Source organism: Streptomyces sp. XH2 (assembly GCF_049725035.1).
Lineage (GTDB): Bacteria > Actinomycetota > Actinomycetes > Streptomycetales > Streptomycetaceae > Streptomyces > Streptomyces roseoverticillatus.
Genome location: NZ_JBMMMZ010000029.1, coordinates 7,925 through 23,964 on the forward strand (window position 1 = coordinate 7,925; position 16,040 = coordinate 23,964).

A 16,040-nucleotide genomic window follows, 5' to 3' on the forward strand; every position below is an offset into this window, starting at 1 on the left:
CGAAGCGTTGGGGTACGGGCGACGGCCCGCCCCTCCGAGGAGGTGCGGGCCGTCTTCCGTGTACTACGGGACGTCACTTGGCGGACTCGTCCTTGGTCTCGTCGGCCTTGTCGCCGTCCTCGCCCTCGATCACGGGGATGAGGGAGAGCTTGCCGCGCTGGTCGATCTCGGCGATCTCGACCTGGACCTTCTGGCCCACGCCGAGCACGTCCTCGACGTTCTCCACGCGCTTGCCGCCGGCGAGCTTACGGATCTGCGAGATGTGCAGCAGGCCGTCCTTGCCCGGCATGAGGGAGACGAAGGCACCGAAGGTGGTGGTCTTGACGACCGTACCCAGGTAGCGCTCGCCGACCTCCGGCATGGTCGGGTTGGCGATGCCGTTGATCGTGGCGCGGGCGGCCTCGGCGGAGGGGCCGTCGGCGGCACCGATGTAGATGGTGCCGTCGTCCTCGATCGTGATCTCGGCGCCGGTGTCCTCCTGGATCTGGTTGATCATCTTGCCCTTGGGGCCGATGACCTCACCGATCTTGTCCACCGGGATCTTGACGGTGATGATCCGCGGGGCGTAGGCGGACATCTCGTCCGGCGTGTCGATGGCCTCCATCATCACGTCGAGGATGTGCAGACGCGCGTCGCGGGCCTGCTTGAGGGCCGCGGCCAGGACGGAGGCCGGGATGCCGTCCAGCTTGGTGTCGAGCTGGAGGGCGGTCACGAACTCCTTGGTGCCGGCGACCTTGAAGTCCATGTCGCCGAAGGCGTCCTCCGCACCGAGGATGTCGGTGAGGGCGACGTAGTGCGTCTTGCCGTCGATCTCCTGGGAGATCAGGCCCATGGCGATGCCGGCGACGGGGGCCTTCAGCGGCACACCGGCGTTCAGCAGCGACATGGTGGAGGCGCAGACCGAGCCCATGGACGTCGAGCCGTTGGAGCCCAGCGCCTCGGAGACCTGGCGGATGGCGTAGGGGAACTCCTCGCGCGTCGGCAGCACGGGCACGATGGCCCGCTCGGCCAGGGCGCCGTGGCCGATCTCGCGGCGCTTCGGCGAACCGACGCGGCCGGTCTCGCCGACGGAGTACGGCGGGAAGTTGTAGTTGTGCATGTAGCGCTTGCGGGTCACCGGGGAGAGGGTGTCCAGCTGCTGCTCCATGCGGAGCATGTTGAGGGTGGTGACGCCCAGGATCTGGGTCTCGCCACGCTCGAACAGGGCGGAGCCGTGGACGCGCGGGATGGCCTCGACCTCGGCGGCGAGCGTGCGGATGTCCGTCACGCCACGGCCGTCGATGCGCTTCTTCTCCTTGATGACGCGCTCACGGACCAGGGACTTGGTCAGCGAGCGGTACGCGGCGGAGATCTCCTTCTCGCGGCCCTCGAACTCCGGCAGGAGCTTCTCGGCGGCGAGCTCCTTGACGCGGTCGATCTCGGTCTCGCGCTCCTGCTTGCCGGCGATGGTGAGCGCCTGGGCGAGCTCGTCGCGGACGGCCTTGGTCAGGGCGGCCAGGACGTCGTCCTGGTAGTCCAGGAAGACCGGGAACTCACCCTCGGGCTTGGCGGCCTGGGAGGCGAGCTCGGACTGGGCGCGGCACAGGACCTTGATGAAGGGCTTCGCGGCCTCGAGACCGGCGGCGACGACCTCCTCGGTGGGGGCGTCGGCGCCGTCCTTGACCAGCTGGATGGTCTTCTCGGTGGCCTCGGCCTCGACCATCATGATCGCGACGTCGCCGTCCTCCAGGACGCGGCCGGCCACGACCATGTCGAAGACGGCGTCCTCGAGCTCGGTGTGGGTCGGGAACGCCACCCACTGGCCCTTGATCAGAGCGACGCGGGTGGCGCCGATCGGACCGGAGAAGGGCAGGCCCGCGAGCTGCGTGGAGCAGGAGGCGGCGTTGATCGCGACCACGTCGTAGAGGTGGTCGGGGTTGAGTGCCATGACCGTCTCGACGATCTGGATCTCGTTGCGCAGGCCCTTCTTGAAGGAGGGGCGCAGCGGCCGGTCGATCAGACGGCAGGTGAGGACCGCGTCCTCGGAGGGGCGGCCCTCGCGGCGGAAGAAGGAGCCGGGGATCTTGCCGGCTGCGTACATCCGCTCCTCGACGTCCACCGTCAGGGGGAAGAAGTCGAGCTGGTCCTTGGGCTTCTTGGAAGCGGTGGTGGCCGACAGCACCATGGTGTCGTCGTCCAGGTACGCCACGGCGGAACCGGCGGCCTGCTTGGCCAGGCGGCCCGTCTCGAAGCGGATGGTGCGGGTGCCGAAGGCGCCGTTGTCGATGACGGCCTCGGCGTAGTGGGTCTCGTTCTCCACCAGGGATATCTCCTCGTCTGCGTCCCCGCCCGTGTGGCGGGGACGGTGGCGGAGGAGCGTCTGTGCTGGCCGGTCTTCGATCGAAGCACCCGGATTTCCCTGATCCGGGGGCCACTACCGAGGACCGGCGGCGAGCTGAGCGCTCCTCCTCGTACGGTTCGGCACGGATGCCGTCGTGGAAACCAGACTACAAAGCTTCTGCTGTCCACGAGATACGCAAAGGGAGCGGCCCCCAGACGGTGGGAACCGCTCCCTTCACGGTGTCTTACTTGGCGCCGGCGGCACCGCGGCGGATGCCGAGGCGCTCGACCAGGGCGCGGAAGCGCGTGATGTCCTTCTTGGCCAGGTACTGCAGCAGGCGGCGACGCTGGCCGACCAGGAGCAGCAGGCCACGACGCGAGTGGTGGTCGTGCTTGTGCTGCTTCAGGTGCTCGGTCAGGTCCGAGATGCGGCGGGTGAGCATCGCAACCTGGACCTCGGGGGAGCCGGTGTCGCCCTCCTTGGTGGCGAACTCGGCCATGATCTGCTTCTTCGTAGCGGCGTCGAGCGACACGCGATACTCCTTCTGAGTGTCTTTTGGCCACCGAGTGCCCCTGGTCTCTTACTCAGGGGAGCTTCCGTAACTCGGGAGGCGGGGTCCGCTGGGCGCTGTCCCCAGAGGCCGGTGAAGGCACTCCGGAGGCGCGTACACAAACGGCCGTTGCACAGAGTACCAGCCCGGACCAGCGGCGGAGGCAGTGGAGGGGCGGGGGCGGCGCGGGGCCTCATACGGGGCCTGGGGCGCCGCCTCATGCGGGGCCTGGGCGCCGCCTCATGCGGGGCCTGGGCGCCGCCTCATGCGGGGCCCGGGCGCCGCCTCATGCGGGGCCCGGGCGCCGCCCCGTGCGGGGCCTCATGCACTGCCTCATGATGCACTGCCTCATGCGGGGCCCGGGGCGCCGGCTGTACGGGCCCCGTGCGGGCGCCTCATGCGGCAAGGCGCGCCCCATGCAGCGCGTCAGCCCGCCGAAAGGCTGCGGGCCGCCGAGTACAGGTCGAGGACCGCCAGGCACAAGGGTACGAGCGCCAGGAGCAGGGTGCTCTCGGACAGGTCGGAGACGCGCCCCCAAAAGGGTGACAGGCCCTTAGCGGGGACGATCAGCGCGACGGCGGTGAGCAGGGCCCCACCGAGGGTGACGGCGGCGGCCAGCCAGAGCGTGCGGACGTCGAGGGAGCCGCCGGTCGCACCGGTGGGAGGCATGAGGGAGAGGCCGAGGACGAGCAGGACGAGGGCCGCGAGGCCCGCGCCGAGGACGGCGGCGACCTGGGCGGTGTAGCGGAAGAGGCGGGCGCGCAGCAGCATCGCCAGGCCGGCGGTGAGGGCGAGGAGCCGGGGCCACGGGGCGCTGCCCGGGGCGAAGGCCAGGACGGCCGTGGAGCCGGTCACCACGGCCGCGCAGCCGCCGACGAGGCCGAGCAGCAGTTCGTGGCCGCGGCGGACCTGGGCGGCGATGCGCGTGGCGTCCACGGGGTCGGCCTGCGGGGTGCTGCCGCGGGAGGCCGGCCGGTCCGCGGTGACCGCGGAGCGCGGGGCGGCGTAGCCGATGGGGAGGCGGGCGACGCGGGCGGAGAGGCCGGGCAGGAAGGCGATGGCCCCTATGGCGACGACGGCGCAGACGGCGGCGGCGTCGGCCGGGCGGGCCTCGGTGAGGACCGCGCAGAAGCCGGCCACGGTGCCGGTGGCCGCGGCGGCCAGGGCGGCGACGAAGGGGGCGTCGCCCGCCGGCATGACGGCAACGAGCACGGCGGCGGCGACGAGCACGGCCGCGCACCCCAGCAGGAACTGCAGCCGGCCCGCCCCCTCGCCCGGGGCGGGGGCGAGGATCCCCGCCCCGGCGATCATCACGTGCGGGAGGGCGGCGAGGCCCAGGGCGACGGCGGACCCGCGGTCCGCGTACACCCGGGCCCGTACGCCCGCGAAGGCCGTCAGCAGCACGCCGACGGCGGCTGCGACGGCGCCCGGCAGGCCGTGCATGTCGTGCCGGGCGGGGTCGGCGAACCACAGGGCGAGGCCCATGAGGGCGAGCAGCAGCGCCCCGCCGGCCAGGCCGCAGGCCCGCAGGAGGCCGTCGTGCCAGAGGGTGTGGTCGCGGGTGACGGCGGAGGCGACGGCGTCGCTGACGTCGTCGTGCACGGCGGGCGGCAGGGACTCCGCGAAGGGCCGCAGCGCGAGCAGGTCGCCGTCCAGGACGCGCTGGGCGGCGAGCGAGCGGGCGCTGTCGAGGACGGTGCCGTCGCGGCGTACGAGGTGGTAGCCGGTGGGGGTGCCGGCCGGCTGGGTCTGGCCGGTCAGACGCAGGATCTCCGGGTACACGTCGGCGACGGCGACGTCGTCCGGCAGGGCGACGTCGATCCGGCTGTCGGGCGCGACGACGGTCACTCGGCAGAAGCCGGTCGCAGCGGACGTACTCACCTATCAGGCCCCTTGATTCACTTGGTTCACGGTGCGCGGCCGTGCTCCGCGGGCGGCTGTTCCCGCCCCGTGCGTACGGGCCCGCGCGCGGCTGTGCGCGACTGTGCGGCCACCCTATCGGGGGGCTTCTGCGCGTACGCCGATAGGATCACCGTTCCGCGCAGGGGGGCCGTCGCCGTCGGGGCGACAGGCGGTACCACGCGGAACTGTTCTTGCCGTGCGGAGGGGTTGAGGCATCCGGTGAGCCAGATCGTGGTCAGTCGTCCCCCACGGGCCCTGCCGCCGGAGGTGCCCGGCGAGGAGGTCGTCCTGGAGGCGCCGCCGGAGCTGCCGAGGGGCCGTCAGGAGGGGCTGCTGATGCAGCTGCTGCCGACGCTCGGCATGGCCTCCTCGATGGTGTACTTCTTCATGCCGGGCGCCGCCCCCATGATGAAGATCATGGGCGTGCTGATGATGTGCTCGACGTTCGGCATGACCGTCGCGATGATCGTCCGGCACCGGCAGGGCACCCAGGGGCAGACCGCGGACATGCGCCGCGACTACCTCAAGTACTTGTCGCAGACCCGGCGCACCGTGCAGCGCACGGCCAAGGCGCAGCGGGACGCGCAGTTCTACCTGCACCCCTCCCCCGACCAGCTGTGGTCGGTGGTGGCCGAGGGCACGAGGCTGTGGGAACGGCGGGCGAGCGACGACGACTTCGCGCAGGTCCGCATCGGGCTGGGCACGCAGCAGCTCGCGACGCCGCTGGTGGCGCCCGAGACGGCGCCGATAGACGAGCTGGAGCCGCTGACGACGGGCGCGATGCAGCAGTTCCTGGCGACGCACGGTTCGCTGGACGGCATGCCGGTGGCGCTGTCGCTGCGCGCCTTCTACCACGTGACGCTGTCGGGCGACCCGGAGTCGGTGCACGGGGTGGCGCGGGCCCTGGTGGCGCAGCTGGTGACGCTGCATTCGCCGGAGGACCTCGTGGTGGCCGTGGTCTCGGCACGGGGCGCGGCGTCGTACTGGGAGTGGACGAAGTGGCTGCCCCACGTGCAGGTGCCCGGGGCGGTGGACGGGGCCGGCGCGAGGCGGCTGATCGGGGACGACCTGACGGAGCTGGAGGACCTGCTGCGGCCGCGCCTGGAGGGCCGTACGCGGTTCAGCCGGGACGGCCAGCCGGTGCTGGACCAGCCGCACGTGGTGGTCGTACTGGACGGCGCCCCGGTGCCGGCGGACTCGGCGTTCGCGGCGCCCGAGGGGCTGCAGGGCGTGACCGTCGTCGAGGTGGTGACGGGTGATCTGGGCGAGCCGCGCGGCGGGCTGTCGGTGGTCGTGCAGCCGGGTTCGCTGCGGCTGATGTCGCAGGTCGCGGTCTACGAGGGGGTGCCGGACACGCTCGCCATGGAGTCCGCGGAGGCACTCGCCCGGCAGCTGGCGCCGATGCGGATGGGAGGGGGCGGCGACGGCGACGAGCCGCTGCTGGCCAACCTGGACTTCACCGATCTGCTGGGGCTGGGTGACGCGGGCTCGGTGGACGTGGCCCGCACGTGGCGGCCGCGGTCGGCGGCGGAGCGGCTGCGGGTGCCGATCGGCGTCAGCGAGGACGGCGCCCCCGTGATGCTGGACCTGAAGGAGGCCGCGCAGGACGGCATGGGGCCCCACGGGCTGTGCGTCGGCGCGACCGGTTCCGGCAAGTCCGAGCTGCTGCGCACCCTGGTCCTGGGGCTCGCGGTCACGCACAGCTCCGAGACGCTGAACTTCGTCCTGGCCGACTTCAAGGGCGGTGCGACGTTCGCGGGCATGTCGGAGATGCCGCACGTGGCCGCCGTGATCACCAACCTCGCCGACGACCTGACGCTGGTCGACCGCATGCGCGACTCGATCACCGGTGAGCTGCAGCGCCGGCAGGAGCTGCTGCGGTCGGCGGGCAACTACGCCAACATCCACGACTACGAGAAGGCCCGGGCGGCCGGTGCCGCGCTGGAGCCGCTGGCGTCACTCGTTCTGGTGATCGACGAGTTCAGCGAGCTGTTGACGGCCAAGCCCGACTTCATCGACATGTTCATCCAGATCGGCCGCATCGGCCGGTCCCTGGGCGTGCACCTGCTGCTGGCCTCGCAGCGGCTGGAGGAGGGCCGGCTCCGCGGCCTGGAGACGTACCTGTCGTACCGGATCGGCCTGCGGACGTTCTCGGCCGCGGAGTCGCGCACGGCGATCGGCGTTCCGGACGCGTACCACCTGCCGTCGGTGCCGGGCTCCGGCTACCTGAAGTTCGGCACGGACGAGATGACGCGCTTCAAGGCGGCGTACGTCTCGGGCACGTACCGCTCGGAAGCCCGCACGGGGCCCCGCACGGGGCCGCTGCCGATCGAGCGCCGCCCCGTGCTGTTCACCGCCGACCCGGTCCCGGTCACCTACAGCGCCCCGGCGCCCGTGACGCCGTCGGCGCCCGCCCCGGGCGACGACGCGCTGGCGGACACGGTCCTCGACGTGATCGTGCGCCGGCTGGAGGGCCAGGGCCCGCCGGCCCACCAGGTGTGGCTGCCGCCGCTGGACCGGTCCGCGGCCCTCGACGAGCTCCTGCCGCCCCTCTCCGCCGTGCCGGGCCGCGGCCTCACGGCGCCCGGACACCCGCGCCTGGGCCGTCTCAGCGTCCCGCTCGGCCTGGTCGACAAGCCCTTCGAGCAGCGCCGGGACGTGCTCTACCGCGACTTCTCGGGCGCGGCGGGCAACATGCTCGTCGTCGGCGGTCCGCAGTCCGGCAAGTCGACGCTGATGCGGACGCTGGTGGCGGGCTTCGCGCTGACGCACACCCCGGCCGAGGTGCAGTTCTACGGGCTGGACTTCGGCGGCGGCGGCATGAGCGCCATCGAGGGCCTGCCGCACGTGGGCGGCGTGGCGTCCCGGCTCGACCCCGAGCGGGTGCGCCGCACGGTCGCCGAGGTCTCGGGCGTCCTGGCCCGCCGCGAGGAGTACTTCCGGGCGAACGCCATCGACTCGATCGGCACGTTCCGGAGGCTGCGGGCCTCGGGCGAGATCACGGACCAGCCGTGGGGCGACGTCTTCCTCATCGTCGACGGGTGGGCGAACTTCCGGCAGGAGTACGAGATGCTGGAGGGCCTCGTCGCCGACATCGCGGCGCGCGGCCTGGGCTACGGCGTCCACGTCGTGGTGACCGCCTCCCGCAACATGGAGGTGCGCGCCTCCCTCAAGGACCAGCTCCTCAACCGGCTCGAACTGCGCCTCGGCGACACCATGGACTCGGAGTTCGACCGCAAGGTCGCCGCCAACGTCCCCGCCGGGGTGCCCGGTCGCGGCCAGCTCCCCGAGAAGCTCCACTTCATGGCCGCCGTGCCCCGCATCGACTCCGGCAGCGACCCCGAGACCCTCACCGACGGCACCGCCGCCATGGTGCGCGCCGTGAGCGAGGCGTGGAGCGGCCCCGGTGCGCCCGGAGTGCGGCTCCTGCCGCGCCGGCTGCGCGCCGACGACCTGCCCAAGGGCTTCGAGCAGCCGCAGCACGGCGTGGCCTTCGGCATCGACGAGACCAACCTGGAGCCGGTCTTCGTCGACTTCGAGACGGACCCGTTCTTCCTCGTCTTCGGCGAGAGCGAGTCCGGCAAGACGGCCCTGCTGCGCCTCCTGGCCAAGCAGATCACGGAGCGGTACGGCCCCGACGAGGCGAAGATCGTGGTCGGCGACTACCGCCGGACGCTCCTCGACGTCGTCCCCGGCACGCACCTGCTGGAGTACGCGCCGATCGCCTCGGCCCTGACGGTGCACGCCGACGCCCTCAACCGCCTCATGGAGCGGCGCGCCCCGCAGCCCGACATCACCCCGCAGCAGCTGCGCGACCGCAGCTGGTGGTCGGGCCCGCGGTTCTTCGTCATCATCGACGACTACGAGCTCGTCTCCGCCGGCAGCGGCAACCCGCTCGCCGTCCTCACCGAGAACCTGCCGTTCGCGCGCGACGTCGGCGTGCGCTTCATCATCGCGCGCAGCTCGGCGGGCGCGTCCCGGTCGATGTACGAGACCTTCATGCAGCGGGTGAAGGAGCTGGGCGCCCAGGGCGTGCTCCTGTCCGGCGACCCGGGCGAGGGCGACCTGCTCGGCGGAGTGCGGCCGCACCAGATGCCGCCGGGGCGCGGGTACTTCGTGTCGCGCAAGCGGGGTGTGCCGCTGGTGCAGGTGGGGTGGCTGCCCGAGGAAGTGTGAGGCACGGGGCGGCGTCGCGGGGCGGCGTGAGGCGGCGTGAGGCACGGGGCGGCGAATTCACCGCCGCCCCCGGCACGAACGGCCCGGACCACCTGCCCTATACCACTTCGTGCCGCGCCACGGGCATTCTGCGAGTACCGTCCCGGAACCAACTCTGTGGTGGATCCATCCGGAGTACGCTGCTCACGACTGTTGCCCCGTGGACGTCAACTGGCGTGGCGTCCACGGAAATCCGGCGGAATTGCGCACCGAAAGGCGGCCCCTGCCCCATGGACGAACACGAGAAGGACGAGCTCTACGCCCGTGACATCTCCGGTCTCGAATGGCTGAGCGCGCCCGAGGCCAAGGACGACGAGGAGCGCGTCGAGATCGCCTACTTCTCCGATGGTGCGGTGGCGATGCGGTCCTCGACCGACCCCGAAACCGTCCTGCGCTACACGCCGGCCGAGTGGCGGGCTTTCGTGCTGGGTGCGCGTGACGGCGAGTTCGATCTCCAGTAATCCGGTGTGATCCGGCGGAGAAGCACGCGAGGGGGTGGACGGCCGGTCTCCCGGCTGTCCACCCCCTGCCTGCTGTCATGCGGCCCGCCGGCGGCCGGCTCAGCGGCCGGCTGCGCGGCCCGGCTCAGTAGCTGATGTCGAAGAGCTGCGAGGCCTTCTTGTCGGTCGCGTGGAAGTGCTCGCCGCCCTTCAGGACGAGGTCCGCGACCTGCTTGAGCGTCGCCTGAATGTGCGCGCTCCGCTTACGGAACTCGGCATCCACCTGCAGCATCATCTGGTGGGCCTCGCCGTGCCAGCCGGCTGCAACGTTCTCCACAGCCTGGCGCATGTCCTCAAGCTCCCGCTCGATGACGCCCGCGGCCTTCTTGATGTCGTCGTGCGCGGTCTGCAGGGAGCCGTAGCGGACTACAAGCTCTCCACCCTGGTCTGCCATGTGTCCCCACCCTTTGTGGTGTCGTTCATCGGTCGAAAGTGGATCGGAACCGTCGGGCGCGGGCGCCCGGGCCGGTTCAGTGGAGGTCGATCGCGCTGCGCGGCGGCGTGTTCTGACCGCCGCCGGCGCCGCCGTGCCCGGAGCCGCCGCCGTGGACGTTGACGCCCTTCATCTGGGCGGCGATCTCCGCGTCGGTCGCCCCGGAGGCGCGGTGCGTCAGGACGACGGCCTCCCGCACCCGGTCGATCATCCGGCGCACGCGGTCGTGGTCGTCGTTCAGGTCGCTCTGCGCCTTGCGGAAGGCCTGGTGGGCCTCGCCCTTCCACGAGCCGCCGTCCAGCGTGGCGATGACGTTCGCCAGCTGGCGCAGGTTGGCCGAGAAATGCCCGCTGGTCTTGTCGATGGCGTCCGTGAACTTCTTGAACGCCTCGTCAGTGACCTTATGGCTGTCGTTCTCCGACATGTTCCGCCTTTCCCCCGAAGGGCCTGTCTTCCGAATGTGTAAATGACGCCGGACACCGGTGGTGCGGGGCGGGGCGACGCCGGCGCCGGATCGCGTTCCGTGCACCGTCCCGTGGTCGGCTCGCCCGCCGTCCGGTCACCACCTCGAGCCCTCCCCCTGGAGCGCCGCGAGGGCGCTCATATCACTCTAGCCACTCGCGACCCGTGCCCCAACCACGTACATACCAGGTCCCTTTGCGGCCGTGACATACCGTCACAGATCTCGCGGGCCGGACAGCCCCCGGCGCCGGCGGTGGTCCCGGGCCACGACGGCCGCTCCCGCGATCGTCGCGACGAGCACGGCCGCCCCTCCCAGGACGTACGTGGCGAGGCGTTCCTTCCGCTGCTGCGGGGACTCGCCCGCGGCGAGCGGAGCCACGTCGGGGGCCCGTACGTTGCGCGCCTGGGGCTTGGCCGGGGTGACGCGGTCGAGCGGGTGGGCGTCCTCCGTGAGGGCGCGGACCGGGTCGACGACGCCCCAGCCGATGTAGCGGTCGTGGCCGTTGGTGGCGCGTTCCGCGGTCTGCTCGATCTGGGCCACGACCTGGTGCTGCTTCCAGTCGGGGTGCTTGGCGCGGATGAGGGCGGCGACGCCGGCCACGTACGGGGCGGAGAAGCTGGTGCCGTTGTCGACGCACTGGCCGCCCAGGGGGACGGTGGAGACCATCTCGACGCCGGGCGCGGCGACGCCCACGAACTCGCCGGGCTGCGAGAACGACGCGCGCTCGTTGTTGCGGTCGGACGCGGCCACCGCCAGGACGCCCTTGTACGCGGCGGGGTAGGTCTCTTTGACCTCGCCGCTGAGGCCGTCGTTGCCCGCCGAGGCGACCACGACGACGTCCTTGTCCAGGGCGTCCTTGACGGCGAGTTCGAGGTCGGAGTCGGGGCGCAGGGCCTTCGTCGTGTCCTGGGAGATGTTGATGACGCGCGCTCCGGCGGCGACGGCCAGGCCGATGCCCTGGGCGAGGGTGCGGGAGGTGCCCGTGCCCTTCTCGTCGTTCTGGCGGATCGGGATGACGACCGCCTCGGGTGCGATGCCGACGAAACCGCTGCCGGGGGCCGGGCGGGCCGCGATGATGCCCGCGACCTTGGTGCCGTGGCCCACGAGGTCGAGGGTCGGATCGGGCTTCGGCTTCTCGGGCTCCTTCTCCGGCGGCTTCTCCGGGCTCTTCTCAGGGCTCCTGGACGGGCTCGGCTCCGGGGACTTCTCCGGCTTCCCGGACGCGTTCTTGTCGCCCGCCGAGGGGCTCGGCGACGCGCCGGGCGACGGCGTGCTCTTGTCCTTCTTGCGGTCCTTCGCGCCCGCGGAGGGGCTGGGGGACGGCCCCGGTGCGGGTGCCTGGGGCGCGTCCTTGGCGTCCGCCCTCACTCCGGTCCCGTCCTTGGGGCCGCCGGCCGTGGTGCCGTCCTTGGCCGCCTCCGGCATGCCGGTGAGCAGGTCGGCCCCGCTCTCGGCGTCGACGGCGCCCTTCAGCTGCGGGTTCTTGACGTCGACGCCCGTGTCGATGACGGCCACGCGGACCGGCCGGCCGGCGCTGTCCCGGCCCTTGGTGTCCTGCCAGAGGCGGTCGAGCAGGATCCGCTGGAGGGACCAAGGAGTGCCCTTGATGGGCTTGGCGGGGTAGGTGCACTCACCGCTGCCGTCCAGGTTCACCGGCACGGGGGAGGCCTCATGCGGGGGTACGGCACGCCTCCCGGCGGCAGGGGACGGCGCCGCGGCGGCGGACGCGGCCGTCACGCTCACGGTGAGTGCCGCCGAGAGCGCAAGAGCGAGTGATGTGGTCGTTCGTGGCATCGGCTGTCTCACGATCCCTGCGGCTGCTTGGCGCTGTTGGTGTCCAGGCGCGGCCCCGTCGGCAGGAACTGCGACCAGTTCGCCGGCACCGGCAGGGGATCGACCTTCCCGTAGCCGAGCCTGGTGCGTGCCTGGTCGGCCTCGGCGGGGCCGGCGGATCCGGCGGTGTCCGCCGCCCCGTGCGGGGCCTCATGCGGCGCCTCGGCCGAGCCGTCCGGGCCCGCCGACGGGGTGGGCTTCTCGCCGATCTTCGACTTGCCCGCGCCGCTGTCGCTGTTGGACTGGACCGCGTAGCGCAGCCCCGTGTCGGTGACGAGGAAGACCGATCCGCTGTTGGTCTGGCGCCCCGTGACCTGCCGGTAGAGGAGCCCGGAGCCCGGGGTGACGTACGCGCTGGTGGCGCCGTCCGGGATCGTCGCCGGGTACTCGGTGCCCGCCCAGGTGGCGAGTTCGGGGGTGCCGCCCGCGGACATGCCCCCGAAGATGCTGCACACGGTGTTCTTGGCGGCGTCGCCGGCCCCGGTGAAGTTCGCCTGCCGGGGCACCGTGGCGGGCCAGTGGTACTGCCCGTAGAACTCGTCCTCCGCCGGGGTGAAGGCGGCCGCGCTCACCCGCTCGGGCACGCCGGCCTGGCCGAGCTCCGCCAGCTTCCTGCTGTTGAGGAGCAGCTTGGCCACGAGTGGCGAGACGCGCTGGACCTTGCCGCGGAGCACGACGTAGTTCTGGGTGCCGCTGCCGGTGGGTGCCTCGAGGACGGTGCCGACGCGGTCGGCCTTGCCCGGCAGGGTGCCGATGCCCGCGTTCGCGCCGACGTCGCCACCGGTCTCCGGGAAGACGATGGGCGCGCCGTCGTGCAGGGTGTCCAGCCAGTCCTTGGTGACGGGCTGGGGCCGGGCCCCGTCGTTGAAGACGGAGCGGAGCAGGAGGTTGTGGTCCGAGGCATCGGCGGACCGCCAGTCGTCACCGCCGAGCAGGTACTTGGTGCCCTGGGGGTCGACGAGGTAGCGGGCCCCGTCCGGCCCCTCCACGTACAGGGCCTGGTTGCCGCGCAGGCGCTGTTCGCCGGTGAGCTTCTTCAGCTTCGGGTCGCGCCCGGCGAAGAGGAAGACGGCCTTCTGGGTGGTCCGCCCCGTGCCGCCGGGCTGCTCGCAGACGGCCCACTGCTTCTGCTTGCCCGCCTCGTCGGCGCCGGGCATGCGGTCGGGGGCGTACGGGATGCCGAGCGTGGGGCCGCGCGGGATGTGGCCGTTGTCGAGCTCGTCCTCCTTCACCTTGATGACGCTGGACTTGTCGGGGGCCAGGAGCAGCTTCGCGGAGGCGAAGTTGAGGACGGGGTGCAGCTGCTTCTTGCCGTCCGTCGTCAGGACGACGTAGCGGGTGGTGGACTGGCTGCCGACGATGACGTGCGCGGCCTCGTCGTCCCAGCCCTTGGGCGCGGTCGGCCGGAACATGCCCCAGGCGCCGAAACCGGCGATCAGCACCGCCCCGGCGACGAGGCCGGGCAGGACCGCGCGCAGGGGGCGGGGCGCTCCCTCCTCCGTCCCGTTGGGCGAAGGCTGCAGGAAGGCCGCGATCGTGCGCTTCCTCGCGAAGATGTAGGCGTTGAGCTCATCCCGCCGTGATGCCATGTGTAGCCGCTCTCTCCTCTGGTCGTCGGCGTCGGTCGACAGGCGCTGCGCTTGGTCGGGTTGTCGTACCGGCCCCTACTATGCCGGTAGGGATCAGCGCGGCTGTCAGGGCATGCCGCTGATCGGATTCCCGGTCGGTCCGCAAAGGCGGCCGGAGACGGCTGAGGGGGCTGTGACGGGCATGGGTGCCGCAACGCAGGTGCGGGCGCGGGGCAATGGCGCGCCCGGGGCGATCGCAGTCGCCCCGCGGGCCGCGGCGCGGGGCGGGGGCAGCGGCCCGGTGCGCCTGCAGCAGCTGGTGCTGATCGAGGTCGCCGCGGGCCTCGTGCTGCTCGGGTGGGCGGCCGGTCCGCTGCTGCTCGCGCCGGCTGCCGTGGTGGCCGTGGTGCTGGTGCTGCTCGCGCTGGTGCCGCTGGGTCAGCGGCCGGTGGCCGAGTCGCTGCTGGCGTCGCTGACGCTGCGTGCCCGCGTCCGGCGCGCGGCACCGGCGGCAGCGGGCACGGACCCGGCGATCGCTCCGGTCGTGGAGTGCGAACCGGCTCTGCGGACGAGCACGTTCACGGACCGCGGGCAGCGTGCGGTCGGACTCGTGGGGGACGGCACGTTCGTGACGGCTGTGCTGCGCGTCGACGCCGTGGACGCGCCGTTGCGCCCCATGCGGACCGAGAAGGCGCTGCCGCTGGCCCTGTTGCGGGACGCCCTGGACGTCGACGGCATCCGGCTGGAGTCCGTGCAGGCGGTGCAGAACACCCTGCCGGCGCCGGCCCCGCACCTGCCCTCGGAGGCACTGGCCGCGCGGAACTACGCGCCGCTCCAGGCCCTGTCGGGGGCCCCTGCGGTAAGGACGACGTGGGTCGCGCTCAAGCTCGATCCCGAGCTGTGCCCGGAGGCGGTCGAGGCGCGCGGCGGGGGCGAGGAGGGCGCGCGCCGCTGTGTGCTGCGCGCGGCGGACCAGCTGGCGAGCCGGCTGCAGGGGGCCGGGTTCCGGGCGGTGCTGCTGTCCGAGGAGGATCTGACGGCCGCGCTGGCCACGGCGGCGGACATCAACCCCGTGGCCTCCGCGCAGGCCGCACGGTCCGCCACGCCCGCACGGCGCACGCTGGAGAGCTCCCGGGCACTGCGGTGCGACGACCGCTGGCACACGACGTACTGGCTGGCGCGCTGGCCGCAGCTCGGGCCGGGAGCCGTGCCGCTGCCGCAGCTCGCCGCGATGCTCACCTCGCTGCCCGCCCTGTCGACGACGCTGAGCCTGACGCTGGGGCGCGGAGGCCTGCGCAACGGGCGCCATGCGCCGACGATGACCGCGCACATCCGGGTGACGGGACGCAGCTCCGACGAACTCGCCGCGACACGACGGGAGCTGGAGCGTGCGGCGCGCACCGCACGGACCGGCCTCGTGCGGCTCGACCACGAACAGGTGCCCGGCATGCTCGCCACTCTGCCCCTGGGAGGCACGCGCTGATGGCCGTCACTACCCCCTCCCCCTCCCCTGCGGCTCCCGGTTCGCCCTCCACCGCCCGTACGGGGTGGCTCCGGGCCGGGCGCGGGCTGCTCGGGCCGCGCCGCGGCCGGCACGAGCTCGCTGCCGAGGAGTTCGAGGCGCTGGCGCTGCCCGTCGGTGACGACGGTGTGGTCATCGGCACCGACCCGCATGAGGCGCCCGCGGTCCTCGGGGTGGCCCGCCCCGTGCCGTTCGACGCCGTCCTGATCGGCGGCGCCTGGACGGCCCAGGTGATCGCCCTGCGCACGGCCGGCACCGGGGCGCGCATCGCCGTGGAGACCGGCCGCCGCGGGCTGTGGACCACGCTCGCCCAGGCCGCCAACGGCGGGCAGCCGTGCGTGACCCTGCACGACGTCGGCCGGGTGCCGCCGCAGGGCCCGTCGGTGCACAGCCCGGTGCTGGTCGTGCGCGACTGCGGCGTGCGGCCGCCCCGGGGCCGGGTCGTGACCGCGCCCTGGCAGTCGGTCCTGACGCTGCTCCCCTACGTGGGGCCGGACGCCCCGCGCCTGCTGGGCGGTGCCGACGTCGTCGGCATCCAGCGGGTCTCGCCGCAGGAGGCGGAGCTGCTCGGCCGGCTCCTGGGGCTGCCTCAGGCCGATGTCGAGGCGCTGCCCACGCTTCCGGAGACGGTGACGCTGTGGTGCGCCCGGAGGACGTGGACGTACGTCGACGTGCGGGCGACGGAGGCCGAGACGGGGCTGCTGGGCGCCCCGCGCCGCATGGACTGACGGACC

At 72.8% G+C, this 16,040-nt stretch carries 11 protein-coding genes; 4 read left to right on the forward strand and 7 right to left on the reverse strand.

Annotation, left to right across the window (positions count from 1 at the left end):
• Nucleotides 1-73: 73 nt before the first annotated feature.
• The 3 genes from ACOTKD_RS37430 to eccD form a co-directional block, all read right to left on the reverse strand.
• Nucleotides 74-2,299, reverse strand: a complete 2,226-nt coding sequence (locus ACOTKD_RS37430) for a polyribonucleotide nucleotidyltransferase (protein ID WP_359097251.1) — start codon at nucleotides 2,297-2,299, stop codon at nucleotides 74-76.
• Nucleotides 2,300-2,564: 265 nt separating this feature from the next.
• A complete protein-coding gene (gene rpsO, locus ACOTKD_RS37435) occupies nucleotides 2,565-2,852 on the reverse strand; it encodes a 30S ribosomal protein S15 (protein WP_045934183.1) in 288 nt (95 codons plus the stop codon).
• 444 nt (nucleotides 2,853-3,296) lie between these two features.
• On the reverse strand, nucleotides 3,297-4,751 hold the full coding sequence (gene eccD, locus ACOTKD_RS37440; RefSeq protein WP_424893481.1) for a type VII secretion integral membrane protein EccD: 1,455 nt from the start codon (nucleotides 4,749-4,751) through the stop codon (nucleotides 3,297-3,299).
• Nucleotides 4,752-4,991: 240 nt separating this feature from the next.
• Here eccD and eccCa point away from each other — a divergent pair, with 240 nt between their 5' ends.
• A complete protein-coding gene (gene eccCa, locus ACOTKD_RS37445; RefSeq protein ID WP_424893482.1) occupies nucleotides 4,992-8,948 on the forward strand; it encodes a type VII secretion protein EccCa in 3,957 nt (1,318 codons plus the stop codon).
• Between the two features lie 269 nt (nucleotides 8,949-9,217).
• Nucleotides 9,218-9,448, forward strand: a complete 231-nt coding sequence (locus ACOTKD_RS37450; RefSeq protein ID WP_106679788.1) for a DUF397 domain-containing protein — start codon at nucleotides 9,218-9,220, stop codon at nucleotides 9,446-9,448.
• A 124-nt stretch (nucleotides 9,449-9,572) separates the two neighbouring features.
• Here ACOTKD_RS37450 and ACOTKD_RS37455 read toward each other — a convergent pair whose 3' ends face one another.
• From ACOTKD_RS37455 to eccB, 4 genes are all read right to left on the reverse strand, one after another.
• Complete coding sequence (locus ACOTKD_RS37455; protein WP_398383951.1) at nucleotides 9,573-9,881, reverse strand: WXG100 family type VII secretion target; 309 nt, start codon at nucleotides 9,879-9,881, stop codon at nucleotides 9,573-9,575.
• A gap of 76 nt (nucleotides 9,882-9,957) precedes the next feature.
• Nucleotides 9,958-10,344 carry a WXG100 family type VII secretion target gene (locus ACOTKD_RS37460; RefSeq protein WP_424893483.1) on the reverse strand — a complete coding sequence of 129 codons (387 nt, stop codon included), beginning with the start codon at nucleotides 10,342-10,344 and terminating at the stop codon, nucleotides 9,958-9,960.
• Between the two features lie 252 nt (nucleotides 10,345-10,596).
• The gene (gene mycP, locus ACOTKD_RS37465) at nucleotides 10,597-12,036 is read right to left on the reverse strand and encodes a type VII secretion-associated serine protease mycosin (protein ID WP_424893505.1); all 1,440 of its coding nucleotides are present in this window, start codon (nucleotides 12,034-12,036) and stop codon (nucleotides 10,597-10,599) included.
• A gap of 149 nt (nucleotides 12,037-12,185) precedes the next feature.
• Nucleotides 12,186-13,805: a type VII secretion protein EccB gene (eccB, locus tag ACOTKD_RS37470; protein ID WP_424893484.1), complete on the reverse strand. Its 1,620-nt coding sequence runs from the start codon at nucleotides 13,803-13,805 to the stop codon at nucleotides 12,186-12,188.
• A gap of 181 nt (nucleotides 13,806-13,986) precedes the next feature.
• Between eccB and eccE the strand changes: the two genes are divergently transcribed.
• Nucleotides 13,987-15,267 (forward strand): type VII secretion protein EccE, encoded by a 1,281-nt coding sequence (gene eccE / locus ACOTKD_RS37475; RefSeq protein ID WP_424893485.1) that lies wholly within the window; start codon nucleotides 13,987-13,989, stop codon nucleotides 15,265-15,267.
• On the forward strand, nucleotides 15,267-16,034 hold the full coding sequence (locus ACOTKD_RS37480; RefSeq protein WP_424893486.1) for a hypothetical protein: 768 nt from the start codon (nucleotides 15,267-15,269) through the stop codon (nucleotides 16,032-16,034). Before eccE ends, ACOTKD_RS37480 begins: the two co-directional genes overlap by 1 nt.
• Nucleotides 16,035-16,040: the final 6 nt, after the last annotated feature.